Raw genomic sequence first — 25,941 nt, forward strand, 5'->3', positions numbered from 1 at the left:
GCGATGGATACCGGTTCCGTTTCGAGCGTCGCGCCGGCCGTCGACCCAGGGCGTCCCGTGCGCGCCACCCGCGCGCTGGATGCGGCGATGCGCTGGATCGAATACGTGTCGGCCGCCGTGCTGGCCGTCGACGTGCTGGTCGTGTTCGTGTCGGTCGTCTTCCGCTATTTCCTGCACGATCCGGTCGACTGGGCCGAGGAGGTCGCGAGCGCGCTGATGATCGTGCTGGTGTTCTTCGGCGCGGCGACGGTGCTCGGCCGCAGTCAGCACGTCGGCATCGACCTGTTCCGCGGCTGGCTGCCGGCACGCTGGCAGGGCGCGCTCGTGCAGATCGGGCACTGGATCGTCGCGGCGGTGTCGCTGAACCTGCTGGCGTCGTCGTGGCAGCTGCTCGGCGACTCGTACGATCAGTTGACGACCGGCGGCCTGCCGGGATGGATCAACGTGTATCCGATGATGTTCGGCGCGCTGTTCATGAGCGTGTTCGCGCTCGCGAACGCACTGAACGCGCCGCGCCGTCTCGTGCTCGGCACGCTTGCGTGCTGCGCCGTGCTCGCAGGCGCCGTGTACGGCTGGAACGCGCTGCGGCCCGAGCACGCGATCGCGCCGGGGGCGCTGCTGATCGCCGGCTTCGTCGGCGGGCTCGTGCTGGGCGTGCCGATCGGCTTCGTGCTCGCGTTCTCGGCGCTGCTTTACTTCCTCGCCGATCCGACGCTGCCGTTGCTCGTCTACTCGCAGCAGGTGATGGCAGGTGCCGATCACTTCGTGCTGCTCGCCGTGCCGTTCTTCGTGCTGGCCGGCTTGCTGATGGAGTCGAACGGGATGTCCGCGCGGCTCGTCGAGTTGTTGCTGCGGATCTTCGGGCGTGTGCGCGGCGGGCTCGGGCTGATCGTGATCTTCGCGACGGCGTGCTTTTCCGGCGTGTCGGGTTCGAAGCTGGCCGATATCGCGGCGGTGGGCGGCGTCGTGATGCCGGCCGTGCGCCGCGCGCGGCAGGATCCCGACGAAACCGCGGCGCTGCTTGCGTGCAGCGCGGTGATGGCCGAGACGATTCCGCCGTGCGTGAACATGATCATCATGGGCTTCGTCGCGAACATCTCGATCGCGGGGCTGTTCGTCGCGGGCATCGTGCCGGCGGCCGTGCTCGCCGCGTCGCTGGCGGTCGTGACCGTGATCTGCGGACGCCGGATCGACATCGACGCGGTGTTCGTCGAACGCCGCGCGTGGCTGCCGCTCGCGGGCGGCGCGCTCGTCGCGCTGATCATGGTCGCGATGATCGGCAAGGGCGTGACGTCGGGCATCGCGACGTCGACGGAAGTGTCGGCGTTCGCGGTGGTCTATGCGCTGGTGGTCGGCTGGGCGGCGTTCCGCGAACTGACCTGGCGCTCGGTCGGCCGCGTGTTCGTGCGTGCGGCGTCAATGGCGAGCGGTATCCTGTTCATCGTCGCGGCGGCATCGAGCGTGTCGTTCGCGTTGTCGATCGAGCAGATTCCCGCGCTCGTCTCGGGCACAATGACAGCGTTTGCCCATCAGTACGGCTCGACGGCGTTCCTGTTGCTGGCGGCGCTGCTGATGATCGTGTTCGGCGCCGTGCTCGAAGGCGCGCCCGCGCTGATCATCTTCGGGCCGCTGCTCGCGCCGATCGCGCTGCAGCTCGGCATCAACCCGCTGCATTTCGGTACGGTCGTGGTGGTGGCGATGGGGCTCGGATTGTTCGCGCCGCCCGTCGGGCTCGGGCTGTTCACGACCTGCGCGATCACGGGGACCGAGGTCGCACGCGTGGCGCGGCCGATGGTGAAATACCTGCTGGTGCTGTTGGTCGCCCTCGTGGCGCTGATCTTCGCACCGGCGTTTTCGTTGTGGCTGCCGGCCCGTTTCGGCCTGTAGCCCGTTCATTGCAAGACGACATGAGTACGATTCAGGACGTGGCCCGTCATGCGGCCGTTTCGGTCAGCACGGTTTCGAACGTGCTCAACGGCCGCACCGATCAGATGAAGCCGGAGACGCTCGAACGCGTGAAGGCGTCGATGGATGCGCTGCAGTACCGGCCGAGCACGCTGGCGCGCCAGCTCAAGACGGGACAGACGCCGCTCGTCGGGCTGCTGGTGCCGTCGATGGCGAATCCGATGTACGGCTACATCGCGCGCGAGATCGAGGCTTGTGCGCAGGAGCAGTATGGCCATCGCGTGCTGATCGGCAACACGTACCGCGACGCGGGCAAGGAGGCGTCGTTCTTCGACGACCTGTTCGCGCACGGCGTGCGGCGCGTGATCGTGATCTCGTCGCTTGCCGACGAAAGCCACCTCGAACGCGCGGCCGAACGCGGGATGACGGTCGTCAGCTACGACCGCCGCGCAACGCCCGGCGCACAATCGAAGGTCGATCACGTGACGGCCGACAACGAGGCGGCCGCGCGGCTCGCGACCGACTGCCTCATCGCCGCGGGCCACACGCGGCTCGCGTTCGCGACGGTGGCCGGCGTCACCGTGAGCCGCAGCGACAAGATTCGCGGCTTTCTCGCGGCAGCGCGCGACGCGGGCGCCGATGCGCAAGTGCTCGATGGCGGTCCGGCGAACGAATATGGCGACGCCGTGATCGTCGAAGTCGGGCGTGCGCTCGGCGCCGCGCTCGCGGCCGATCCCGCGCGGCCGACCGGCATCGTCGCGGTCAACGACCTGTTCGCGCTGGGCCTGATGGCCGGGCTGCGCGACGGCGGATTGCGCGTGCCGGACGATGTGTCGGTCGTCGGGATGGATGGCCACTTCCTGTCGGCGATCTCGTGGCCGGCGCTGACCACGGTGCAGCTGCCCGTCACGGACATGGCCGCGGAAATGGTGCGGCGCGTGATGCGGCACGACGGCGACCTGTCGGAGCCCGGGCAGTGCGTGTTCCCGGGCGTCACGCTCATCGAGCGCGCATCGGTCGCGCCGCCGCCGCGTGCGGTCGAATCGAACGGAGCCCCCGCATGACGCGTGTCTACGTGACCCATCCGTCCGGGATGCTCGATTACTACTTCGGTGCGAAGGCGCTGCGCGCGCTGCAGGCGATCGCGGACGTCACGTGCAATCCGCTCGACCGTGAGCTCGGCACGGACGAGCTGATCGCCGCCGCCCAAGGATGCGATGCGATGATCGCGTACCGGCAGACGACGGCGCCGCGCGCGCTGTTCGCGGAGCTGCCGGCGCTCGCCGCGTTCCTGCGCTGCGCGGTCGACATTCGTACCGTCGACGTCGACGCGGCGAGCGAATTCGGCGTGCTGGTCACGCAGGCGAGCCCCGGTTTCGGGCCGGCCGTCGCGGAGTGGGTGATCGGCGCGATGATCGACCTCGCGCGCGGGATCGGCGCCTATGCCGCTACGTACCACCGCGGCACGCCGCCGCTGCCGCGGATGGGCCGCGAATTGCGCGGCAGCACGCTGGGCGTGGTCGGCTATGGACAGATCGCGCGCCATCTCGCGCCGATCGCGACGGCGTTCGGGATGCGCGTGCTCGTGTGCGATCCGTACGTGCGGGTCGACACGCCGTCGATCGAACAGGTCGACCGCGCGACCCTGCTGCGCGATGCGGACTACGTCGTGTGCCTCGCGCCGGCGACGCCCGCCACCGCGAACCTGTTCGACGCGGGCGCGTTCGCCGCGATGAAGCCGGGTGCGTGCTTCATCAATGCGTCGCGCGGCGAGCTCGTCGACGAGCAGGCGCTGGCCGACGCGCTCGACGGCGGCAGGCTGGCCGGTTGCGCGCTCGATGTCGGCCGCGCGACGGACCAGATGCCCACGCCCGAGCTCGCCGCGCATCCGCGCGTGATCGCCACGCCGCATATCGGCGGGCTGACGCGGCCGGCGGTCGAGCACCAGGCACTGGAGACGGTCGAACAACTCGCCGCGCTGCTTGACGCACGCGTGCCGAACGGCGCGGTCAACGCCGCGCACGCGACGCGGCTCGCACGCTGGCGGTCGGTCGACGCATCCGCCGCGCCGGGCGCACGATGACGCACGACCTGGCCGGTACACGGCCGTCGCCCGCATGCGATTGCCATATTCACATTTACGACGATGCGTATCCGCTCGCGCCGACGGCGACGTTCCGCCCGCCGCATGCGCCGGTGGACGCGTATCGCCGCGTGCAACGGGCGCTTGGCCTCGCGCGCGTGGTCGTCGTGCAGCCGACCGGTTATGGGTTCGACAATCGCTGCACGCTCGATGCGCTGGCCGCGCTCGGCCCGCAGGCGCGTGGCATCGCGACGTTGCCGGTCGACGTACCGGACGCCGAGCTCGAGCGGCTGCACGCGAGAGGCATCCGCGGTGTGCGGTTCATGACGCTGTCGGGCGGCGTCGCGCGATGGGACGAGCTCGAGCGGATGGCCATGCGAATCGCGCCGCTCGGCTGGCACATCGACCTGCAGCTCGATGGCCGGACGCTGCCCGACGTCGAGGCGATGCTGACGTCCTTGCCGGCGCGTGTCGTCATCGATCACACGGGCAAGTTCCTGACGCCGGTGGCTCCGGGTGCGCCGGCGTTCGTCGCATTGCGGCGCCTGCTGGATCGCGGCCACGTTTGGGTGAAGCTGTCCGCGCCTTACGAGACTTCGCGATCCGGTTCGCCCGGTTACGACGACGTCGCACGCCTTGCCACCGTGCTCGCGCGCGAACATTCGGCGCGCTGCGTGTGGGGCAGCAACTGGCCGCATCCGAACGCGTCGCCGGTACCCGACGATGCGCACCTGCTCGGCTGGTTGCACGCCTGCGCGGCGGACGAGGCGGTCGGCCGCGCGATACTCGTCGACAATCCCGCGGTGCTGTACGGGTTCGATGCGGACACCTCGATCGGCGCCGCGACGTAAGATCCTGTCGGCCGGACGCGGGCCGCGCTTCGATGGAAATCAATCCCGACCGGGCGCGATGCGTCGCGGCGTCGGCAACATCCTTACTGTTCGGAAAGCTGACGCGCCGCGCACGCTTTCGATCGCGAAAAGGCAACGCGCCGCCGTGCCGACCGCTTGACGCTGCATGCCGGTCGGCGCAGGATACGTGCGTGCATTTGGAGCGGGGCGCGCTGGCCGCGTGTTCCCGCATCAGCGACGCGCACAAGAACAACGATGAGCCTTCACGCACTCGTACCGGAATCCCGGCGCCGCAGCCGCCGGCCCGCCGCGATTTTCCCGACGCCCGTCGCGTCACGTATCCGTCATCCCGTTTCGTACCGTGCATCGGTACACTTTCCCGTCCGCGCGCTGGCCGCGACGATGAGCCGTGCCGATCGGCGCCGGCGCGTCGCGCGCCAGCCCGTCGCGCCCGAATACCGTATCGCGCATGACGCTTACACCGGCGTGTCGTGACGCCGCCGCCACGCGTCCACGCATCGTGCCGTCAACGCTCCCGCGCGCGCGGCGGCACCGGAGTCCGAAGCATTTCGATTGAGCATGACGCAGCTTACGCACGCAGTTCAGTTCGAGGTTCAAGGAGAAAAACTCATGTCGCAGCTTTCGAATGAAGCAAACGGCAGTTCGGGGAGTGGCAAGGCAAAGCTGATCAAATGGGCGATCATCATCGCCGGCGTCGCGATCGCGGCACCGGCCGCGCTGTTCGTCCTGAAGGGGATGGTCGCGCTGATCACGGCGGCCGTGATCGGCCTCGGGGCGATCTATCTCGCGCCGGTCGTCGCGATGAAGTTCGCGAACCAGAAGGTGAAGATGATCGTCGAGGAAGCGCAGTCGAATCCGATCGAGACGCTCATCAACCAGCTCGCGGAAAAGCGCCAGGCGGCGCAGAAATTCGCGGACAGCATCACCGCTTTCCGCACCGAAGTGAAGAACTTCGAAAACAAGACCGAGCTGTTCGAGAAGCAGTATCCGGAAGACGCACCACGCTTTCGCGCGCAGCTCGACACGATGAAGCAACTGCTTGCGTTTCGCGAAAGCCGCTACAAGCAGGTGCAGGCGGAACTGAAGAATTTCGCCTCCGCGATCGACCGCGCGAAGGCGATGTGGGACATGTCGCAGGCGGCCCAGCACATGAACAAGCTCGCGGGCCGGCAGACGGCCGATACGTTCGAGCAGATCAAGACCGACGTGGCCGTTGATTCGGTGATGCGCTCGGTGAACAAGGCATTTTCCGAAATGGAGACGTCGCTGCTGGACAATCCCGAGGTCAAGCAGGCGCAACAGCAGGCGGTGATGAACGGCACGCCCGTGCCCGGCCCCGACGCGGCACAGGCCGCTGCATTGCCGTCGAAACAACAATAACTTCCCGCAGGCACGCAACCATGAAAAAACTTCTCGGTGCAGTCGTGTTTCTGGTGGTGCTCGTCGGCGTATGGATCGTCCACCAGGGCGGCCTGTCGACACTGATTCCCGCGCACGATGCCGCGCCGGGCGCGACGTCCGCGCAGGCAGGCGACGCGGGCCAGCCCGCGCAGACGTCGACGTCCACCAACGTGCTGCCGGCCGGCTTCACGCCGCAGACGAGCACGCTGAAATCGATCGCCGAAAACGGCGTCGTGCGCGTCTCGGTGCAGAACCCGAGCGAGCCGTTCTTCGGCGAGGACAAGGGCGCGCCGCACGGCTTCAACGTCGAATTCGCGCGGCTGCTGTTCTCGGATCCGTCGTTCTCGCATGGCGGCAAGCCGGTCGTCGTCGATACGCGTCACGAAGTCGACACGTATCCGGGCGTGCCGAAGCAGCTGCTCGACACCGATGCGAAGGGCAACCATGTCGTCGACGTCGCGATGGACGGGCTGACGTTCCCGGACAACACGCCGGCGGGCGTCGTCTACTCGGTGCCGTACGTCGATGATTTCGGCTATTCGCTGATCGTGCGGCAAGGCTCCGCGATCCGCTCGGCCGACGATCTGGCCGGCAAGACGGTCGGCATCCTGAAGGGCGACCCGGACGTGCGTGCATTCGTCACGCGCCAGTATCCGAACGTCCGGTTCGTCGAGGTCGACGATTCCGACCCGGCGTTCATCGCGAAGAGCCTCGACGGCCATGCGGTCGACGCGTTCATCTACGACTATCCGTTCGCGGTCAGCTCGATCAAGGGCACCGACCTGAAGTTCGCGGTGACCAAGCTCGACGGCTCGAACATCGCGTACAAGATCGGCGTGCGTGCCGACGACCAGGACCTGCTGATCTACCTGAACGCCGCGATCGCGAAGCTCAAGCAGTCGCCGCAGTATCTGGACCTGCTGCGCAAGTACTTCGTCAGCGACCAGACGATGACGACCGCAGCCGCGTCGGGCGAAAAGACGTACGTGGTGAAGGCGGGCGACACGCTGAACATGATCGCGGCGAGCAAGCTCGGCAGCGGCCAGCGCTATCGCGAGATCCAGCGCCGCAACAACCTCGCGAACCCGAACCTGATCCTGGCTGGCCAGCATCTCGTGATTCCGGTCCGGTAGGCGCGGCGTGGAGCGAAGAAGGTTGGGAGGGGAAGGTGAACCACGGCGCGCGGCACGGCGGATCGTTTTCTCCGTGCCGCGCGCCGCTTTGCATCAGTGCGTGATCGACAGGAACAGGTAGGCCGCGAACAGCGACAAATGCACGACACCGTGCAGCACCGTCGTGCGTCCCTGGCTGAGCGTCAGCGTGCTGACCAGCAGCGTCAGGGACAGCAGCACGGTTTCCATCGCGCCGATGCCGAGCGTGAGCGGCTGGCCGACCCAGATGAACACGGCCGCGACGGTCGGAATCGTCAGCCCGATGCTCGCGAGTGCCGAGCCGAGCGCGAGGTTCATGCTGGTCTGCAGGCGATTCGCGCGTGCGGCGGTGACGGCCGCGAGCCCTTCGGGCAGCAGCACGAGCGCGGCGATCACGATGCCGACCGCCGCTTCCGGCGCGCCGAGCTTCATCACCGCATGCTCGACGGCCGGCGACAGCAGCTTGGCGAGCAGCACGACCGCGACGAGGCTCGCGAACAGCAGCACGAGGCTGGTCAGCGCGGTGCGGCCGCTCGGCGGCGCCGCGTGCACCGATTCGTTCGCGCTGTCGTGCTCGGTGAGGAAGTAGTCGCGGTGGCGCACGGTCTGCACGAACACGAATGCGCCGTACAGCACGAGCGACGACACGCCGGCGAACGCCAGCTGCGATTTCGAAAAGAACGGGCCGGGCGCGGCGTTCAGATAGTTCGGCATCACGAGCGACAGCACCGACAGCGACGCGAGCACCGCGAGCGCCTTGCTCGCGCCGCGCCCCTGGAAATCCTGTTCGCCGTGCTTCCACGCACCGACCAGCAGGCAGAGGCCGACGATGCCGTTGCAGATGATCATCACGGCGGCGAACACGGTGTCGCGCGCGAGGCCCGATTTCTCGGGGCCTGCGCCGAGCATCACCGACACGATCAGCGCGACTTCGATGACGGTCACGGCGACCGCGAGCACGAGCGTGCCGAACGGCTCGCCGACGCGGTGCGCGACGACTTCGGCATGGTGGACGGCGGCGAACACGGCGCCGGCGAGCGCGGCGGCGAACACGGCGATGACGAGGCCTTCGGCCGGCACGACGCGCGACAGCGCGAGTACCAGCCATGCGGCAAGCGGGGCCCAGAGGGTCCAGCGCGGGAGCTGGTTGGACGAGAGCGGCATGGACGGTTTCCTATGCGAGTGACGGCGCGCGACGCGCCGTCACGGGTTGACGAAGCCCGGCCGGATGATCCGCCGAACGAGGATGATGAAGCCGATGCGCGGCAGCACGGAACTGCGCTGCCACGGGTTCGCCGCCGTAAGGCGGCGAGGGGCGCGGGCGGGCGGAGGCCCGTCGCTGGATGAAACGGTTCGATGCGACCGAGTGCCGGAGGCGGGCACTCGCACGTGACGACAGGCATGCCGGGCGGTATTGAACCGACCCCGAAAGGGCGCGGACGATGGACGGCAACGGCGTGACACGCGGTTTCCCCCTGAAATCCGGCGAATTGTCGAATTTTATCAGGCGTTCGGGGGGCACTATCTCATATTCGAACGCTTTCATTGACCTTTCGATTTGCAAAAAGTGCCCCGATCGTTCGATTTTTTGAGTTTTACAGTTTCCGTAACGGTCTCTTGCACGACAAATTCGGGCTCGCCCTGACATAAATCTACCGACCGGTCGGTTTATAATCGCTCGCACCTCCACTTCATGACGGATCGCAAGCGATGGCTGTTTCTTCTGCACATTCGGTGAATTCGGGCGCGCTGGCGCCGTCGGCGGTCGTCGGCGTGATCGGCGCGGGTGCGATGGGCGCGGGCATCGCGCAGGTTGCCGCGGCGGCCGGCCATGCGGTGCTGCTGTACGACCTGAACGAAGCCGCGTGCGACAAGGCGCTTGCCGGCATCCGCGCGCAGTTCGCGCGGCTCGCGGAGAAGGGCCGTCTCGAGCCGGCGCAAGCGGAGGCGGCCGGCAGCCGCATTCGCGCGGTGCGCGCGCTGGCCGAGTTCGCCGGCGCGGCGCTGATCGTCGAGGCGGCGGCCGAGCGGCTCGACGTGAAGCGCGAGATATTCGCGACGCTCGAGCGCCATGTCGACGATCGCTGCGTGCTGGCGACCAACACGTCGTCGATCTCGATCACGTCGATCGCGGCCGGGCTGCGAGCGCCGCAACGCGTGGCCGGCCTGCATTTCTTCAATCCGGCGCCGCTGATGGCGCTCGTCGAGGTGGTCAGCGGGCTCGCGACCGCGCCGGAAGTCGCGCAGGCGCTGTACGACACCGCGGCCGCGTGGGGCAAGCGGCCGGTGCTGGCGAAGTCGACGCCGGGCTTCATCGTGAACCGCGTCGCGCGGCCGTATTACGCGGAGGCGCTGCGCGTGCTGAACGAGCAGGGTGGCACGCCGGCGTCGATCGATGCGGTGATGCGCGAAGCCGGCGGCTTCCGGATGGGGCCGTTCGAGCTGATGGACCTGATCGGCCACGACGTGAACTTCGCGGTGACCGAGTCCGTATTTCGCGCGTACTTCAATGACCCGCGCTACACGCCGTCGCTGATCCAGCAGGAGCTCGTGAACGCGGGCTTCCTCGGACGCAAGTCGGGGCGCGGCTTCTATTCATATGCCGACGGTGCGACACCGCCCGCGCCCGAGCTGGAAGCGCCGCGCGATGCGCCGGCCGACGTCGCGCTGTTCGCGCAGGACGGCCCGGCCGCCGCGCTGCATGCACGCTTCGCTGCACGCATCGCGGGTGCGCGGCAGAGCGGCGCGCATGCCGACGAACTGCTGGCCGTGGCCGGCCGCGCGTCGATCGCGCTGACCGACGGCCGCACCGCGACCGCGCGCGCCGCGCAAACCGGCGTGGCCGATCTCGTGCTCGTCGATCTTGCCCGCGATTACGCGCAGGCCGGGCTCGTCGCGCTGACGCGCGCGCTCCAGTGCAGCGATGCGGCCTATGCGGACGCGGTCGGTCTGTTCCAGCAGGCGGGTTTTCGCGTCGTCGGCGTCGCGGACGTGCCGGGCATGGTCGCGATGCGCACCGTCGCGATGCTCGCGAACGAGGCGGCCGACACGGTGAACCAGGGCGTGTGCTCGCCCGCCGATCTCGATCTCGCGATGGAGAAGGGCGTGAACTACCCGTGCGGCCCGCTCGCGTGGGCCGATGCGATCGGCATCGGCCGCGTGCATCGCGTGCTGTCGAATCTCGCGGCGAGCTACGGCGAGGACCGCTATCGCGTGTCGCCACGCATCGCCATGCTGCACGCGGCCGGCCGCACGTTCCGGTCGTAGCCGCCGGCCCCGTTACCCCGAACACGATAACGACATCACTCCATTGGAGGAGCACCCCGATGACTCACCCGACGCATCCCGCCGCCGCCCTCGAGCCGATCGAGACCGCCAGCCGCGACGAACTGCAGGCGCTGCAGCTCGAGCGCCTCAAGTGGTCGCTGCGCCACGCGTACGACAACGTCCCGCACTATCGCCGCACGTTCGATGCGGCGGGCGTGCATCCGGACGACCTGAAGTCGCTCGCCGATCTCGCGAAATTCCCGTTTTCGACCAAGAACGATTTGCGCGACAACTATCCGTTCGGGCTGTTCGCGGTGCCGCGCGAGCAGGTCGTGCGCGTGCACGCGTCGAGCGGCACGACGGGCAAACCGACGGTGGTCGGCTACACCGCGCGCGACATCGATACCTGGGCGAACGTCACCGCGCGCTCGATCCGCGCGGCCGGTGGCAGCCCGGGCGACACGCTGCACAACGCCTTCGGCTACGGGCTCTTCACGGGCGGTCTCGGGATTCACTACGGCGCGGAACGGCTCGGCTGCATGGTCGTGCCGATGTCGGGCGGCCAGACCGAGAAGCAGGTGCAGCTGATCCGCGATTTCGAGCCGAAGATCATTCTCGTCACGCCGTCGTACATGCTGAACCTGATCGACGAGATGGTGCGGCAGGGGATGGACCCGGCCGAATCGTCGCTGAAGATCGGCATCTTCGGCGCCGAGCCGTGGACGCAGGCGCTGCGCGAGGAAGTGGAGACGCGCGTGGGCATCGACGCGCTGGACATCTACGGGCTGTCGGAAGTGATGGGCCCGGGCGTCGCATGCGAATGCGTGGAGACGAAGGACGGCCCGGTGATCTGGGAAGACCATTTCTACCCGGAGATCATCGATCCCGTCACCGGCGAAGTGCTGCCGGACGGCAGCCAGGGCGAGCTCGTGTTCACGTCGCTGACGAAGGAAGCGATGCCGGTGATCCGCTACCGCACGCGCGACCTCACCGCGCTGCTGCCGCCGACCGCGCGCACGATGCGCCGTCTCGCGAAGATCACCGGCCGCTCCGACGACATGCTGATCGTGCGCGGCGTGAACGTGTTCCCGAGCCAGATCGAGGAGATCGTCGTGGCGCTGCCGCAGCTGTCGGGCCAGTTCCAGATCACGCTGTCGCGCGACGGTCACATGGACCGGCTCGACCTCGCGGTCGAACTGCGCTCCGAAGCGGCCGCGTCGGTCACCGAAAGCGATCGCGCGGCGCTCGCGCGCGAGCTGCAGCACCGGATCAAGACGATGGTCGGTGTGTCGTCCGGCGTGACGGTGCTGGCGGCCGGCGGGATTCCCGCGAGCGCGACCGGCAAGGCCCGGCGCGTGATCGACCGCCGCCAGGCCGCGTAATTCGGATGTTTGCCGTTCTACCTGAGGAAACCTGTTCGATGGATGGATTGAAGACCCTGGCTGTCGCCGTCGATGCGCGCGGCATCGCGACCGTCGCGCTGCAGCGCGGTGACGTGCTCAACGCGTTCGACGAGACGATGATCGCCGAGCTGACCGACGCGTTCACGACGCTCGGCGGGCGCGACGACGTGCGCGCGATCGTGCTGCGCTCGGACGGCCGCGCGTTCTGCGCGGGTGCCGACCTGCAGTGGATGCAGCGCGCGAGCGCGAACGACGCGGCCGCGAACCTGCGCGACGCCGAGCGGTTCGCCGCGATGATGCGGGCGATCCGGCAGTGCCCGAAGCCGACCGTCGCGCGCGTGCAGGGCCACGCGTTCGGCGGCGGCGTCGGCCTGTGCGCGGCCTGCGACATCGTGATCGCGAGCGATCACGCGCGCTTCTCGGTCAGCGAGGCACGTTTCGGGATCCTGCCGTCGGTGATCGGCCCGTATCTGGTCGAGGCGGTCGGCCAGCGCCAGGCGCGCCGGCTCGCGCTGACCGCGACGCAGCTCGCGGCCGGCGAAGCCGTCGCGATCGGGCTGATCCACCAGGCCGTGCCGCCCGACGCACTCGACGCGGCGCTGGACAAGACGCTCGCCGAGCTGAGCCGCAATGGCCCGAACGCACTGATGGAGATCAAGCGCTTTTTCGACGCGATCGGCGAGTATCCGCCGTCGGACGAACGCGCGGCGTTCACCGCGCAGACGATCTCGCGCGTGCGGGCGACGCCCGAAGCGAAGGAGGGCTTCGCCGCGTTCTTCGCGAAGCGGCCGCCGGCGTGGGAGCCGGTCGCCGAATAAGGGCGGGGCGCGGCCCGTCGGGCCCGCGGCGCGATTTGCGTCGCGGGCGCGGGCGCTTGCTCTACAATGCGTGACCCCCGGCGCGCCGCCGGCCCAGCCCTGACCGCTTCTTCGCTTCCGATGATCGTCAATCGCCTTATCTCCGAGATCCTGTTCGGCTTCACCGGCCTGATCGGCATCATCAACCCGATGGGCATCGCGTTCCTGTTTCTCGAGCGCACCGAGGCGCTGACCGTGCACGAGCGCAACCTGCTCGCGAAGAAGGTCGGGTTCAACGCGTTCATCGTGTTGCTGGTCGCTTTCTTCGTCGGTACGCCGGTGCTGCATTTCTTCGGGATCTCGATGGAAGCGCTGCGGATCGGCGGTGGTTTCGCGGTCGCGGTGGCGGGCTGGCAGATGCTGAACGAGCCCGACGGGCCGGCGGGCGGCGGCGATACGCCGATCAAGCCGATCGATGCGAATGCGATCATGACCCGCGCGTTCTTCCCGCTGACCATGCCGCTGACGGTCGGCCCCGGCTCGATCGCCACCGCGATCGCGCTGAACGCGAATCGCACGCACAAGCTGTCGGAGTTCATGCTGTCGAGCATCGTGTCGATCGCGGTTTCCGCGCTCGTCGCGGTCGTCATTTGGCTGACCTACAGCCGTGCCGCGCTACTCTCGCGCTATCTCGGCACCGAAGGCACCAAGGTCGCGAAGCGCGTGTCGGCGTTCCTGCTGTTGTGCATCGGCGTGCAGATCATGCTGACCGGCTTCTCCGAATTCCTGCAGCCGCTCGCCGACCAGATCAAGTAACTTCGTTCGTCATTGGACGCGCAACCCGGGCCCGAGCGACGTGTCCGGGCTGCGGGGGGGCGTTCGTCCGTCCGTCCGGCCTTGGCCGGCAGCGCGAGCGCACCGATACGCGTTTGCGCGCCGCGGGATACCATGCGACGTCCGGCGGATGCATGCCCCCGGCGTTCGCGCCCGGCGCGGCGAACCGGGGCGCGCATCCGGCCGTCACCCCACTTCAATGACGAGGCGCGCGATGGAATACGTGAAATTCGGGTCGACCGGGATGGACGTGTCGAAGCTGGTGCTGGGCTGCATGACGTTCGGCGAGCCGTCACGCGGCACGCATCCGTGGACGCTGCCGGAAGCGGAAAGCCGCCCGATCATCCAGCGCGCGATCGAGGCCGGCATCAACTTCTTCGATACCGCGAACATGTATTCGGACGGCACGTCGGAGGAGATCGTCGGCCGCGCGCTGCGCGACTTCGCGAAGCGCGACGACGTCGTGATCGCGACCAAGGTGTTCTACCGGATGCGGCCGGGGCCGAACGGCGCCGGGTTGTCGCGCAAGGCGATCATGACCGACATCGACCAGAGCCTGAAGCGGCTCGGCACCGACTACGTCGACCTGTACCAGATCCACCGCTGGGATTACGGCACGCCGATCGAGGAGACGCTCGAGGCGCTGCACGACGTCGTGAAGGCCGGCAAGGCGCGCTACATCGGCGCGTCGTCGATGTTCGCGTGGCAGTTCGCGAAGGCGCTGTATACGTCGAAGCAGAATGGTTGGACCCGCTTCGTCAGCATGCAGAACCATCTGAACCTGCTGTATCGCGAGGAGGAGCGGGAAATGCTGCCGCTGTGCGAGGCCGAAGGCGTCGCGGTGATTCCGTGGAGCCCGCTCGCGCGAGGTCGGCTGACGCGCAACTGGGACGAGTCGTCCGGCCGGCAGCAGAGCGACGACGTCGGCCAACGGCTCTACGACGCGACGGCCGATGCCGATCGCGCGGTCGTCGAGGCCGTTGCCGCGATCGCCGCCGCGCGTAACGTGCCGCGTGCGCAGGTCGCGCTCGCGTGGGTCGCGCACAAGCCCGGCGTTACCGCACCGATCGTCGGCATCTCGAAGCCGCATCATCTGGACGATGCGCTCGGGGCACTGCAACTGAAGCTGACGGACGACGAAATCGCGGCGCTTGAAGGCCCTTACGTGCCGCACGCGGTGGCTGGCTTCAACTGATCAACCGCGCGAAACCGGCGGCCTGCCGCCGCCGCCCCGTCGCGCACGGCGTTCAGCGCGCGGCGGCGAGCATCGGGTAGGTGAACAACCCGAAGTGGATCGCGTTCAGCCCCGCATGCGCGAGCGCGGACGCGAGCAGCCCGCCGCGCCGCCAGGCGAGACCGTAGCCGAAGCCGGCCACCGTGCCGAGCACGATCCAGGGCCAGCCGCCGGCCGCGTGCGCGGCGCCGAACAGCACCGCGCCGATCGCAAGCGCGGCCCATGGTCCCCATCCGAACCGTCCGAGCACGCGCGTGAGTCCACCCTGCACGTAACCTCGGAACAGCGCTTCCTCGGCGAGCGTGACGAGCAGCACGTTGTTGACGAGCCACATCCAGCCGGACGCCGGCCATTTCGGCGCCCAGCCGACCATCCCGAAGGCGAGCGCGCCGGCCAGGCAGGCGGCCGCCGTCGCGACGGCCGCCACGGCACCGGTGCGCAACGCGCGCGCCGGCGGGACGTCCGGCGCGGTCCACGGCAGCGCCCACAGCAGCCACAGGCCGACGAGCGGCTTGTCGAAATTCAGATACATCGTGAACGGCACGGCATCCGGCGTGAAACGCGTCGGCGCGATCACGCGCGGATTGTGGAAGCCGGGGATCAGGTGCAGGGTCAACGCGATCGCGAGCGCGGCGAACACGACATGCGCGCCGATCCGCACCGCGAACGGACGGCCCGGCGCGACGCCCCAGGCGGCGGCCACGAGCAGCGCGATCGGCGCGAGCACGATCGGCTCGAGCTTGCCGAACGCCAGCGCAGCGGCATAGCCGAGCGCGGCAAGGGCGATGCTCAGGACGTGCAGCGGGCGCTGCCACGCGAATGCAGCGGCCGCGAACAGCGCGAGCCAGATCGTGGCACACGGGAGAAGCGAGAGAGACATGGGGCGATGCAGGGTCGGACGAAACGCCGCGCATCATACCCTAGCGGCCGTGACATGCCGCGGGGCGGGCAGTCAGCGGCCGGCGATTTCGGTGACGCCGTCGCGGCCAGGGATGTCGACGCGGTTGCGCTCGCGCATTCGCCGCCGGTACCAGAAGGTCCACAGCAGCAGCGTGCCGAACACTGTGTAGCCCATGATCGGCGACACGACGAGCACGCGCTCGACGGGCCATGTGACGACCATCCACAGGCGCAGCAGCATCTCGAGCGTCATGCACGCGCCCCACACGAAGGTCATCAGCCGCAGCATCTGGCGCAGCCCAGGCTGCTCGGCCCAGACCGCCTCGAAACGCGCGGCGCCGCCGGCCATCTCGCGGGCCACCGTCGCGCGCGCGAGATAGAAGATCAGCGGACGATCGCGGAACAACGACAGCAGGAATACGACGCCGATCGTGCCGGACGCGAGCGATTCGCGCATCAGCAACGTGCGCGCGCTGCCCCCGAGCGCCATGCCGGCGATCGACAGCGCGATGCCGAGCAGCACGACGGCAGCCACCGCATCGATGCGGCGCGAGCGGATGAATTCGACGACGGACCAGACGATGGGCGGAATCGCCGACGCATACAGCGCACCGGTTTCGCCGAAATACGGATGCGCCACCCGGTATGCGACCCAGGGCAGCAGCAGGTTGACGACGAGTTCGAGGATCAGGCCGGCTCGTGGTTTCACGGAAGCGGGTGCGCGGGCGGCGCGCGGGGCGGTGATGTCGCTTCGAGTATATCGAAGTCCGACCCCGCGCGCCCGCGCCCGGTGCCGTTGCGCGCGCACCGAGAACGGGCGGGAACATGTACCGGCCGGGCGGGCGTCGCGGCGGCGACAGGGGTTGCCCCGGCACCGTTCGGCGCCGCGTCCGTCCGGCACGCGGCGGTCATCGGCCGGTCCGAGGTTCGTCAGGCGTTCGCGGGCTGGACGATGATCTTCACGTTCCGATCCTTGTGGTTGACCAGTTCCTCGAAGCCATGCGTGACGATGTCGCCGAGGTTGATGCGTCCGGTGATCAGCGGCTGCACGTCGATGCGGCCGTCCGCGATGAAGCGGATCACGTCCGCGAATTCGCCGTTGTACGCGAGCGATCCGATCACTTCCTTCTCGGTCGACACGATGTCGAAGAAGTTGAACGACGTCGGCTCCTCGAAGATGCCGACCATCACCGACTTGCCGGCCTTGCGGATCACATCGATCGCAAGCTGCGCGGTGGCCGTGTGCCCGATGCACTCGAACGACACGTCGGCACCGTAGCCGCCCGTCAGCGCCTTGACTTCCGCGATCGCGTCGGACGCCTTCGGGTCGATCACGACCGTCGCGCCGACTTCCAGCGCCTTCTGCTTGCGCGCGGCCGACATTTCCAGCGCGATCACGCGTCCGGCGCCCGCGGCCTTCGCGCACATGATTGTGCACAGGCCGATCGTGCCGGCGCCGACCACGACGACGGTCTGGCCGACGATGTTGCCGGCCTTCTTCACCGCATGCAGCCCGACCGCGAGCGGCTCGATCAGCGCGCCGGCCTCGGTCGGGAAGTCGTCGGGCAGCTTGTACAGCAGTTCGGCCGGCACGTTGACGAATTCGGCGAACGCGCCGTTGTTCATCAGCCCGGTGAACGCGAGGTTCTCGCAGATGTTGTACAGCCCGTGCCGGCAATACCAGCAGGTGCCGCAATGCTGGCACGCGTCGGCCGTCACGCGCTCGCCGACCGCGAAGCCCGTCACGCCGGCGCCGAGCGCCGCGATTTCTCCGCTGAATTCGTGGCCGAGGATGCACTGTCCCTTCAGGCCCGTCAGCGGATGCGGCGCGTCGACGGGGATGAACACGGGCCCGGCGACGTACTCGTGCAGGTCGGAGCCGCAGATCCCGCACCAGTGCACGCGGATCTGGACCCAGCCGGCCGGCGGATGCGCCGGAACGGGAACCTCCTCGACGCGGATGTCGTTGCGGCCGTGCCAGACGGCGGCCTTCATGCTGGGAGCGGTGTTCGGTGCCGGTGTACTCACGTTGCTGTCTCCGTCAGGTTGTTGTCGGACGCGCGGCAAGGGGCTGATGCGTCCGTCGCGCGATTGCGCGAGCGACCGACATGCAGGAACGGGGCCAGCCCGAACGGGCGGTCGGGTGGTGACGGAGCCGGAGGGGCGGTGTGCGGTGCAGCAACTGGCCTTGAGCTGGTATCAGCGTGTGCAGAGCGAATCGTGCGTGAAATTTGCTGCGCTTGCGACGGGTTGGGGCGGGTGAGACACCGGGACATTCGTCTCAGCGGATTGAGACGAAACGTGAGACGCGTGGCTGGGTGGCTGCGCTTCCACCACCGTCGTGCCAGCCCATTGTGCCGATCGGTGAAACGCATCGTTGCGCGCACACCCCCTTTACTTGAAGTCAAGTTCAATTTGTATCATCTGCGGCAATGTCCGATCGCATGCGTGCGCGGCGGTGGCACCGGAGGCGGCGCATGACCGAATCGGCCGGCGCTGCTGCGCGAAGGGCCGAGCGCGGCGCGGCTCGTTTCAATCTTCACTGAAGGTCGTCCAGCATGCCAAACTTCATCGAAAGCCTGATCTGCGGGTACGTGTCGCCCCACATGCTGGTAGCCGACGAGCGGGACGCGATGCCGCTGCCGGCAGAGGTCGGGGTGGCCCGGCCGCCGGAGCGCGCCGGTCTTGCGTCATCTCCGGAGCCTGTCGCACCCGGCGTTTCACCGTTGCGGCCGCAACTGTTCGTGTCGGTGCTGGAAGCTGGCGACGACGGCTTGCTGGTGCGCTGGAGCGAAAGCGGGCGCTGCCATTACGGCGAGCAACGCTGGCGCTTGCGCGTCGCGTTGCAGGCGGGCCGCTGCGCGATCTCGGGGCAGGCGATCGAGCCGGGTGAACCGGTGTACCGGCCGGTGCGGCGGCCGGTGCCCGTCAACGGCGACGAGATGATCCACCCCGCGTCGGTGCCGCCTGCGGCCGGCGCCGCGCGTCACGTTGCACCAGCCTGCGGCGAGGCGACGGATCCGGTCGACGCCCTGGGCTGAGCGCGACCGGTTGCACCCGCGCGTTACTTGAGATCTTTCCGGTACTGAATGAACCCCGCGTTGGTCGCAAGCTTGTCGTACAGCACGCGCGCGGTCGTATTGGTTTCGTGCGTGAGCCAGTACACGCGGCTCGCGCCGGCTTCGCGGGCCCGCTCGTACACGGCCTCGATCAGCGCACCGCCCGCGCCTTGTCCGCGTGCGTCGGCCGCCGTGAACAGGTCCTGCAGATAGCAGTACGGCCCTTCGGTCCAGCATGAGCGGTGATAGATCGCGTGCACGATGCCGACCAACGTACCCGACGCATCGAAGGCGCCGAGCGCGAACATCGGTTCGGCGGGATCCATCAGGCGCGCCCACGTCGTCGCGAACACGGCGTCGCTCAGCGCGGTCTCGTAGAACCGCTGGTAACCCTGCCACAGCGGGCGCCACGCGGCTTCGTCGGCGGCGACGAGCGGTCGGACCGTGACGCGCGTCGCGTCGTTCGCACGGCTGGCTGCGTCGCGCGCCCGCGCCCGCGCGTGGCGGATCGTAACGAGCGACTCGCGTTGCGTACCGCTGGCGTCGAAGTTTTCCGGCGCGAGCCACGCTTCGAACGCGGCGCGCACGTCCGGCCATTCGCCGTCGATGATCGAGAACCATGCCGTGTCGCGATTGCGGCCCTTGTAGATGATCGCCTGCCGGAACGTGCCCTCGTAACGGAAGCCGAGCCGCGCGGCCGCCTTGCGCGACGGCTCGTTGAGCGCGTCGCACTTCCATTCGTAGCGGCGGTAGCCGAGCGTGTCGAACGCGTACTTCATCAGCAGGTACTGCGCTTCCGTCGAAATCGGCGTGCGCTTGAGCCGCGGCGAGAACGTGACGGAGCCGACCTCGATTACGCCGTTGGCCGGGTCGATGCGCATCAGCGCGAGCGTGCCGACCGCGCGGTTCGTCGCGCGGTCGATCACCGTGTAGTGCAGCGGATCGGCGCTCGCCGCCGCGCCGCGCGCGTAGTCGCGGTAGCTCGACTCGTCGGCGTACGGCCCGTGCGCGAGATAGGTCCAGTCGCCGCCGTCGGGCGCCTGCGCATATGCGGCGTACAGGTCGGCGGCATGGCGGTCGGCGTCGAGCGGTTCGAGGCGGCAGTAGCGGCCCTCGAGCACGATGCGCTCCGGGCGCGCGCGCGCGGACCAGTCGGGAACGGGGTGGCCGATGGGCTGCTGGAAGTCGTTGGTGAGCGTGGACAAGGTCGATCTCGCTTCGGTTGGCGGCCGGCGACATGCCGGCATGCAGACGATCGTAGTCCCGGCGAGGTACCATGAGAAGCGCCAGACGATGGCAAATTTATGGTGCCACGAAGGCGCGACCATGGCGCCATGCACCGAGACTTCCACGCCGCGATATTCCGATGACGACTGCCATTCCTTCCGGTGCCGCGCCACTGCTGCCGCTCGACGCGCCGCTCGCGCGCACGGCCGGAGCGCCTTCCTTGCAGCGGCAGTTGCTGCGCCGCGTGCGCGATGCGATTCTCGGCGGCGCGATGCCGGCCGGCACGCGGCTGCCCGGCACGCGTGCGCTGGCCGAGACGCTCGGCGTGTCGCGCAACACGACGGCGGCGGTCTACGAGCAGCTCGTCGCCGAAGGATTCCTGCAATCCGATCGTCGCGGCACGCGCGTGGTCGGCCTGTCGCGGCCGGCCGCGCCTCGTCGGCGGGCCGCACCGCCGACCGTTGCGCAGCGGCTCGGCCGGATCCGTCCGAGCCTGATCGGCACCGGCGAATCGGACGGCTTCCGGCCGGGCGTGCCCGCGCTGTCGCATTTCCCGGTCGATGCGTGGCGGCACGCAACCGACCGCGCGTTGCGCCGCGCCGGCCGCGACCTGCTCGCGTACGGCGACCCGCTCGGCGAGCGCGCACTGCGCGAGTCGATCGCGCGCCATCTGGCCGTGACGCGCGGCGTGCGCTGCGATCCCGAGCAGATCGTGATCACCGAGGGCGCGCAGGGTGCAATCGCGTTGTGCGCGCAACTGCTGACGAACCCGGGCGATACGGTCTGGGTCGAGGAGCCCGGCTATCGCGGCGCGCGCACCGCGATGCAGGCGGCCGATCTCGATGTCGTGCCGATGCCGGTCGACGCGGAGGGGCTGCGCGCGGAGGACGCGAACTGGCGCGAGCGGCCGCCCCGGCTCGTCTACACCACGCCGTCGAACCAGTTCCCGACCGGCGCGGTGCTGTCGATCTCGCGCCGGCTTGCACTGATCGACGCCGCACGCCAGCATCGCGCGTGGATCATCGAGGACGATTACGACAGCGAGTTTCGGCATACCGGCGAGCCGATCGGCGCGTTGCACGGGCTCGCGGCCGACTCGCCGGTCGTCTATCTCGGCTCGTTCAGCAAGACGATGTTTCCGGCGTTGCGGATCGGTTTTCTCGTGCTGCCCGACGCGCTGCTGGCCGCGGTGCGGCCGGCGTTGCCGGAGATGCTGCGCGGTGGGACGCGCCACGTGCAGCTCGCGCTCGCCGATTTCATCGAGACGGGCGAGTACGGACGGCATCTCGGGCGGATGCGCCGGCTGTATCGCGACCGGCGGCGCTTGCTGCTCGCCGCGCTGGACGACGCGTTCGCCGTGCCGCATCAGGTCGAGGGCGGGCCGTGCGGGCTGCATCTGGCGCTGCGGCTGCCGGCACGCTATCGCGACCGCGCGATCGTCGAGGCGGCGCGCGTGCACGGGATAGGGCCGTTTCCGCTGTCGGGTTTTTCGATCCATGCGACGTCGGCGGCCAACGGGCTGGTGCTCGGGTTCGGCAATACGTCGGCCGATGCGTTCGCGCCGATGCTGCGGACGTTGTCGACGATCGCGTATCGGGTCGCGGGCGATTGAGTCGCGTCGCTGCGCATTGCCGGGAGGCGAAGCGGGCGAATCGGAACTTACCGCACGCGTTCCTCGCGCATGATCCGGCGGGCAGCCGCCAGGCCGAGCACGAGCAGCACCGCGACATACGCGGCGACCGCAGACCACGCACCGTGTTGCCAGAACGTGCCGCCGACCGAGCCCAGCACGCTCGACCCGAGGTAATAGGCCAGCAGGTAGAGCGACGCGGCATGCCCCTTCGCGGAACCCGCAAGGTGGCCAACCCAGCCGCTCGCGACCGCATGCGCGACGAAGAAGCCGATCGTGATCAGCACGATCCCGACGATGATCGCGACGAGCGAATGCGACAGCGTCAGCGCCAGGCCGGCCGCGAACACGAGAATGCCGCTGATGAGGACGGGTGCGCGCCCGAGACGATCGGCGAGTGCACCGGCGCTCGATGAAGACACCATCCCGAACAGGTAGGCGCCGAAGATCAGCCCGCATGCGGTCGCGCTCAGGTTGAACGGCGCGGCCATCAGCCGGAACCCGGCGTAGTTGTATACGGTCACGAACGCGCCCATCATGAGGAAGCCGACCGCGAATACGAACGGCAGCCGCGCATGATGCAACTGCGCGTTCCACAGCCGCAGATGGTGACGCACCGTCAGGTCGGTTCGCTTCACGAAGCGTCGCGACTGCGGCAGCAGCATCACGAACGCGACCGACGCGATGAGGTCGACGATGCCGATCGTCAGCATCGCGGTGCGCCAGGAGAAATACTCCTCGAGCGCGCTCATCCCGATTCGCCCGATCATGCCGCCGAACGCGGTGCCGCCGACATAAAGACCCATCGACAGGCCCAGCCCGTCGGCGGCGATTTCCTCGGCGAGATAGGCCATCGCCACTGCCGGAACGCCGCCGAGCGCGAAACCTTCGAGCGCGCGCCAGATCAGCAGCAGGTTCCAGTTCGGCGCGATCGCCGAGAGCACGTTGAACAGTGCCGCGAGCGTCATCGACGCAAACATCAGCCCGCGTCGGCCGAAGCGTTCGGACAGCGCGCCGGCGCACAGGATGGAGACCGCCAGCATCCCCGTCGACAGCGACAGGGATAGCGAGCTCGACGCCGCGCCCAGGTTGAACTCGCGCGCGAACGCAGGCAGCAGCGGCTGCACGCAGTACAACAGCGAGAAGGTGGAAAAGCCGGCCAGGAAGAGTGCCAGTGCGATGCGCTTGTAGGCCGCCGAGCGGGGCGACACGCCGGCGGGCAGCGCATCCGGCGCGGCGCTCGGGGCGCGCGTCGCGGCGGACGAAATCGCGGGATTCGACATGGTAGGGACCCGATGGGCTGCGGAATAGCCGAATTCTTGCGCACGGTCATATATATGTCCAATATATGAAATGAACCGTAGCAATACCTTTTGCGAATGGCTGGATCGCCATTTCCGTCGACCGAGATCACATGGAACTTCGACATCTCCGATACTTCCTGGCCGTGGCGGCCACGTTGAACTTCACCAAGGCCGCGGAGGCGCTCGGCATGGGGCAGCCGCCGCTGAGCCAGCAGATCAAGGCGCTCGAGAACGAACTCGGCGTGGAGCTGTTCAGGCGGACCGCACGCGGTGCCGAGCTGACCGTTGCGGGAGAGGTGTTCGCGGAAGAGGCACGGCGCGTGCTCGACGATGCGGAGCGCGCGGCGCGGGCGGCAAAACGGGCCGCGCGTGGGGAAATCGGGCAACTGCGGGTCGGATTCACGGGGACGGCCGCCTTCAACTCGAAAGTGGCCGATCTGATTCGCCGCTTTCGCGAAGCGTTTCCGGATACGGACCTGACGTTGCAGGAGGCGACCTCCGGCGTGTTGCTCGAGGCGCTGGAAGCCGGGCGGCTCGATGTCGCGATCGTGCGTCCGGAGCGTCGTATCGCGGAAACGTTGCGGGCAGCGGACTGGGACGAGGAGCCGATGTTCGTCGCGATGCCGGTCGCGCATCGCCTCGCGCAGCGGCGTCGGATCGATCTGGCGGAACTGGCCGACGAGGCGTTCGTGCAGGTGCCGCGCGAAGCGGGCAGTGCGCTGTTCGACGACATCGTCGCGGCGTGCAATGCCGCCGGCTTCCAGCCGCGCATGGCGCAGCCCGCGCCGCAAATCGCGTCGGCGGTGACGCTCGTCGCGGCCGGGCTCGGCGTGTCGATCGTGCCAAAGGCGATCACGCAGGTGCGGGTCGCAGGCGTCGTGTATCGGCAGGTTGCGGGTAACGGGCTGCGCGCGAGGCTCGCGATTGCATCGCGACGCGACGATCCGTCGGCGGTGGTGCGAAACTTTCTGCTGCTGGCCTAGTAGCGCGGGACGCACGTCGTCGTGCGCATCGCCGCGGTATCGGGTGGATATTCTGATTGACGAACCGTGAACTTTGCCCGGAACGAACGCTGTCGCGGCTCCGCCGTCGCGTGACGACCCGGCATGCGGGTTTCGATTCGTATGTTCCGGATGCTGCTTGGACTATAAATGGAGGGGTGTACCGGTGCTTGTCGGGCGCCCGCGCGTGGCGCGCGGGGCGGCGCCGCGACTGCCGGGGGAGGTGCACCGTGGTTCGCCAGACGCTTGCTCGCGCCGTGCTTCGCACCGCGTTGATCGGGGGCGTATTCGCCTCGTTGCTGTCGCCATCGCCAGCTGTTGCCGGAGCCGCCGCACCGCCCGCCATACCGCCTGTCATGAAGAACCGGCTCGCCGCATCGCCTCACTCGATGCCGGTCGACTTCCCGGCGATCGTCGACCGTTACGGTCCGGCGGTCGTCACCATCATGACCGCCGCGCCCGACCAGCAGGCCGGTGGTCCGTCCTTCGCGATTCTCGATTCCGACGATCCGCTTGCCGCGTTCTTCCGCCGCGGCGGTCCGCCGGCGTCCGCACAAGGTCCACTGGCGCCGGCGCCCGATACGTCGCCGCGCACGCTGTCGGGCAGCGGGTCGGGCTTCATCGTCAGCGCCGACGGGCTGATCCTCACGTCCGCGCATGTCGTCGACGATGCGACCGATGTCACGGTGCGACTGGCCGATCGTCGCGACCTGAAGGCGACGGTGCTGGCCGTCGATCCGCAGAGCGACGTCGCCGTGCTGCGCGTCGACGCGACGAAGCTGCCGGTCGTGCGCATCGGCGATTCGTCGAGGGTGCGCGCCGGCGAACCGGTGATGACGATGGGTGCGCCGGACGGCTCTGGCAACACGGTCACGGCCGGCATCATCAGCGCGACGTCGCATGCGCTGCCGGACGGCAGCGGGTTTCCGTTCTTCCAGACCGACATCGCGGTGAATCCCGACAACTCGGGCGGCCCCGTGTTCAACCGCGCGGGCGACGTGATCGGCATCGCGGTACAGGTCTATACGGGCGCCGACCGGTACGCGAGCACGACGTTCGCGATCCCGATCGCGCTCGCCGTGAAGGTGCGTGCGCAGGTGCAGGCACAGAGCCGCGCCAATGCGCAGGCGCAGCGCGCGTCGTCCGGCAACGCGCTCGGCGTCGACGTACAGGACGTCGGCGTCGGGCTGGCCGCTGCGTTCGGCCTGCCGCGTCCGGCGGGCGCGCTCGTCAACGGCGTCGATCCCGGCTCGCCGGCCGCCGCGGCGGGCGTGAGGCCCGGCGACGTGATCGTCAAGTTCGGCGACAAGCCGATTGGCCAGTCGGCCGAACTGAACGACCTGGCCGCCGCATTGCCGCCAGGTGCAAAGGCGCCGGTGCGGCTGATCCGCAACCGCGCGCCGATGATGCTGACGGTCACCGGCGCGGCGACCGGCGACGCGATCGACAACGCGAGTGCGGCGGGCAGCGCGGGCACGGTTGGCGCGGGCGGTGCCGCCGGCGTGGCGATGGCGGCCGCGCGGCCGGCTGACAGCGGCGATCGGCTTGGGCTGACGATGCATCCGCTGAGCGACGCCGAACGGCGTTCGACCGGGCTCGCGGTCGGGATGATGGTGGATGCGGTGCGCGGGCCGGCCGCGAACGCGGGCATCCGTCCGGGCGACGTCGTGCTCGAGCTCAACGACACGCTGCTCGAAACGCCGGACGACGTGCAGTCGCTCGAAGCGAAAGGCGGTGTGATCGCGGTGCTGATCCAGCGCGAGAATGCGCGGAAGTTCGTGTCGGTGCGTGCGCGGTAGGGTGTTGACGGGAGGGTGGGAAGAGCGTCGGTGTGCGGCCAGAGGCGTCACTCACGAAGGCGTTTGACCGGATG

At 68.7% G+C, this 25,941-nt stretch carries 22 protein-coding genes; 15 read left to right on the plus strand and 7 right to left on the minus strand.

Annotated elements, in window-relative coordinates; genetic code table 11:
* Positions 1–3: 3 nt before the first annotated feature.
* Genes ACT2FV_RS03445 through ACT2FV_RS03460 form a run of 4 tightly spaced genes read left to right on the plus strand, consistent with a single transcriptional unit; the run spans position 4 to position 4,839 of the window.
* Complete coding sequence (locus tag ACT2FV_RS03445; protein ID WP_444503207.1) at positions 4–1,887, plus strand: TRAP transporter large permease; 1,884 nt, start codon at positions 4–6, stop codon at positions 1,885–1,887.
* Positions 1,888–1,895: 8 nt separating this feature from the next.
* Positions 1,896–2,969 carry a LacI family DNA-binding transcriptional regulator gene (locus tag ACT2FV_RS03450; protein ID WP_226114383.1) on the plus strand — a complete coding sequence of 358 codons (1,074 nt, stop codon included), beginning with the start codon at positions 1,896–1,898 and terminating at the stop codon, positions 2,967–2,969.
* Positions 2,966–3,988: an NAD(P)-dependent oxidoreductase gene (locus ACT2FV_RS03455; protein WP_444503208.1), complete on the plus strand. Its 1,023-nt coding sequence runs from the start codon at positions 2,966–2,968 to the stop codon at positions 3,986–3,988. Before ACT2FV_RS03450 ends, ACT2FV_RS03455 begins: the two co-directional genes overlap by 4 nt.
* Positions 3,985–4,839, plus strand: a complete 855-nt coding sequence (locus ACT2FV_RS03460) for an amidohydrolase family protein (protein WP_444503209.1) — start codon at positions 3,985–3,987, stop codon at positions 4,837–4,839. The genes ACT2FV_RS03455 and ACT2FV_RS03460 overlap by 4 nt, the downstream gene beginning before the upstream one ends.
* 333 nt (positions 4,840–5,172) lie before the next feature.
* On the opposite strand, the gene ACT2FV_RS03465 is transcribed toward ACT2FV_RS03460, so the two are convergent.
* The gene (locus ACT2FV_RS03465) at positions 5,173–5,457 is read right to left on the minus strand and encodes a hypothetical protein (protein WP_151049016.1); all 285 of its coding nucleotides are present in this window, start codon (positions 5,455–5,457) and stop codon (positions 5,173–5,175) included.
* A 12-nt stretch (positions 5,458–5,469) separates the two neighbouring features.
* Here ACT2FV_RS03465 and ACT2FV_RS03470 point away from each other — a divergent pair, with 12 nt between their 5' ends.
* Both ACT2FV_RS03470 and ACT2FV_RS03475 read left to right on the plus strand, forming a co-directional pair.
* Positions 5,470–6,240 carry a hypothetical protein gene (locus ACT2FV_RS03470; protein ID WP_151049015.1) on the plus strand — a complete coding sequence of 257 codons (771 nt, stop codon included), beginning with the start codon at positions 5,470–5,472 and terminating at the stop codon, positions 6,238–6,240.
* Positions 6,241–6,260: 20 nt separating this feature from the next.
* Positions 6,261–7,394, plus strand: a complete 1,134-nt coding sequence (locus ACT2FV_RS03475) for a transporter substrate-binding and LysM peptidoglycan-binding domain-containing protein (RefSeq protein WP_151049014.1) — start codon at positions 6,261–6,263, stop codon at positions 7,392–7,394.
* A gap of 93 nt (positions 7,395–7,487) precedes the next feature.
* On the opposite strand, the gene ACT2FV_RS03480 is transcribed toward ACT2FV_RS03475, so the two are convergent.
* Positions 7,488–8,576 carry a calcium:proton antiporter gene (locus ACT2FV_RS03480; RefSeq protein WP_059607271.1) on the minus strand — a complete coding sequence of 363 codons (1,089 nt, stop codon included), beginning with the start codon at positions 8,574–8,576 and terminating at the stop codon, positions 7,488–7,490.
* A 546-nt stretch (positions 8,577–9,122) separates the two neighbouring features.
* Here ACT2FV_RS03480 and ACT2FV_RS03485 point away from each other — a divergent pair.
* From ACT2FV_RS03485 to ACT2FV_RS03505, 5 genes are all read left to right on the plus strand, one after another.
* Entirely contained in the window at positions 9,123–10,679 is a 1,557-nt protein-coding gene (locus ACT2FV_RS03485) for a 3-hydroxyacyl-CoA dehydrogenase (protein WP_444503210.1), read from the plus strand.
* A 59-nt stretch (positions 10,680–10,738) separates the two neighbouring features.
* A complete protein-coding gene (gene paaK / locus ACT2FV_RS03490) occupies positions 10,739–12,061 on the plus strand; it encodes a phenylacetate--CoA ligase PaaK (protein ID WP_444503211.1) in 1,323 nt (440 codons plus the stop codon).
* 38 nt (positions 12,062–12,099) lie between these two features.
* Entirely contained in the window at positions 12,100–12,900 is an 801-nt protein-coding gene (locus ACT2FV_RS03495) for an enoyl-CoA hydratase-related protein (protein WP_151049830.1), read from the plus strand.
* A 120-nt stretch (positions 12,901–13,020) separates the two neighbouring features.
* The gene (locus tag ACT2FV_RS03500; RefSeq protein WP_059607280.1) at positions 13,021–13,695 is read left to right on the plus strand and encodes a MarC family protein; all 675 of its coding nucleotides are present in this window, start codon (positions 13,021–13,023) and stop codon (positions 13,693–13,695) included.
* 232 nt (positions 13,696–13,927) lie between these two features.
* Positions 13,928–14,908, plus strand: a complete 981-nt coding sequence (locus ACT2FV_RS03505; protein ID WP_151049828.1) for an aldo/keto reductase — start codon at positions 13,928–13,930, stop codon at positions 14,906–14,908.
* A gap of 52 nt (positions 14,909–14,960) precedes the next feature.
* Here ACT2FV_RS03505 and ACT2FV_RS03510 read toward each other — a convergent pair whose 3' ends face one another.
* The 3 genes from ACT2FV_RS03510 to ACT2FV_RS03520 form a co-directional block, all read right to left on the minus strand.
* Positions 14,961–15,827, minus strand: a complete 867-nt coding sequence (locus ACT2FV_RS03510) for a CPBP family intramembrane glutamic endopeptidase (RefSeq protein ID WP_174919858.1) — start codon at positions 15,825–15,827, stop codon at positions 14,961–14,963.
* A gap of 72 nt (positions 15,828–15,899) precedes the next feature.
* Positions 15,900–16,556, minus strand: coding sequence for a VC0807 family protein (locus tag ACT2FV_RS03515; protein WP_059607286.1), 657 nt, complete (start codon positions 16,554–16,556; stop codon positions 15,900–15,902).
* Positions 16,557–16,777: 221 nt separating this feature from the next.
* Positions 16,778–17,842 carry a 2,3-butanediol dehydrogenase gene (locus ACT2FV_RS03520; RefSeq protein ID WP_124622977.1) on the minus strand — a complete coding sequence of 355 codons (1,065 nt, stop codon included), beginning with the start codon at positions 17,840–17,842 and terminating at the stop codon, positions 16,778–16,780.
* Between the two features lie 563 nt (positions 17,843–18,405).
* Here ACT2FV_RS03520 and ACT2FV_RS03525 point away from each other — a divergent pair.
* Complete coding sequence (locus ACT2FV_RS03525) at positions 18,406–18,888, plus strand: DUF3331 domain-containing protein (protein WP_444503212.1); 483 nt, start codon at positions 18,406–18,408, stop codon at positions 18,886–18,888.
* A 23-nt stretch (positions 18,889–18,911) separates the two neighbouring features.
* On the opposite strand, the gene ACT2FV_RS03530 is transcribed toward ACT2FV_RS03525, so the two are convergent.
* A complete protein-coding gene (locus ACT2FV_RS03530) occupies positions 18,912–20,111 on the minus strand; it encodes a GNAT family N-acetyltransferase (RefSeq protein ID WP_444503213.1) in 1,200 nt (399 codons plus the stop codon).
* Between the two features lie 161 nt (positions 20,112–20,272).
* On the opposite strand from ACT2FV_RS03530, the gene pdxR reads away from it, so the two are divergent.
* Positions 20,273–21,745, plus strand: a complete 1,473-nt coding sequence (gene pdxR / locus ACT2FV_RS03535; protein WP_444503214.1) for a MocR-like pyridoxine biosynthesis transcription factor PdxR — start codon at positions 20,273–20,275, stop codon at positions 21,743–21,745.
* Between the two features lie 47 nt (positions 21,746–21,792).
* Here pdxR and ACT2FV_RS03540 read toward each other — a convergent pair whose 3' ends face one another.
* Positions 21,793–23,046 carry an MFS transporter gene (locus ACT2FV_RS03540; RefSeq protein ID WP_444503215.1) on the minus strand — a complete coding sequence of 418 codons (1,254 nt, stop codon included), beginning with the start codon at positions 23,044–23,046 and terminating at the stop codon, positions 21,793–21,795.
* Between the two features lie 131 nt (positions 23,047–23,177).
* On the opposite strand from ACT2FV_RS03540, the gene ACT2FV_RS03545 reads away from it, so the two are divergent.
* Complete coding sequence (locus ACT2FV_RS03545; RefSeq protein ID WP_151047360.1) at positions 23,178–24,050, plus strand: LysR family transcriptional regulator; 873 nt, start codon at positions 23,178–23,180, stop codon at positions 24,048–24,050.
* A gap of 248 nt (positions 24,051–24,298) precedes the next feature.
* Positions 24,299–25,867, plus strand: a complete 1,569-nt coding sequence (locus ACT2FV_RS03550; RefSeq protein ID WP_151047358.1) for a trypsin-like peptidase domain-containing protein — start codon at positions 24,299–24,301, stop codon at positions 25,865–25,867.
* Positions 25,868–25,941 lie beyond the last annotated feature (74 nt).

It is taken from the genome of Burkholderia sp. PR2 (assembly GCF_052372875.1).
Lineage (GTDB): Bacteria > Pseudomonadota > Gammaproteobacteria > Burkholderiales > Burkholderiaceae > Burkholderia > Burkholderia diffusa.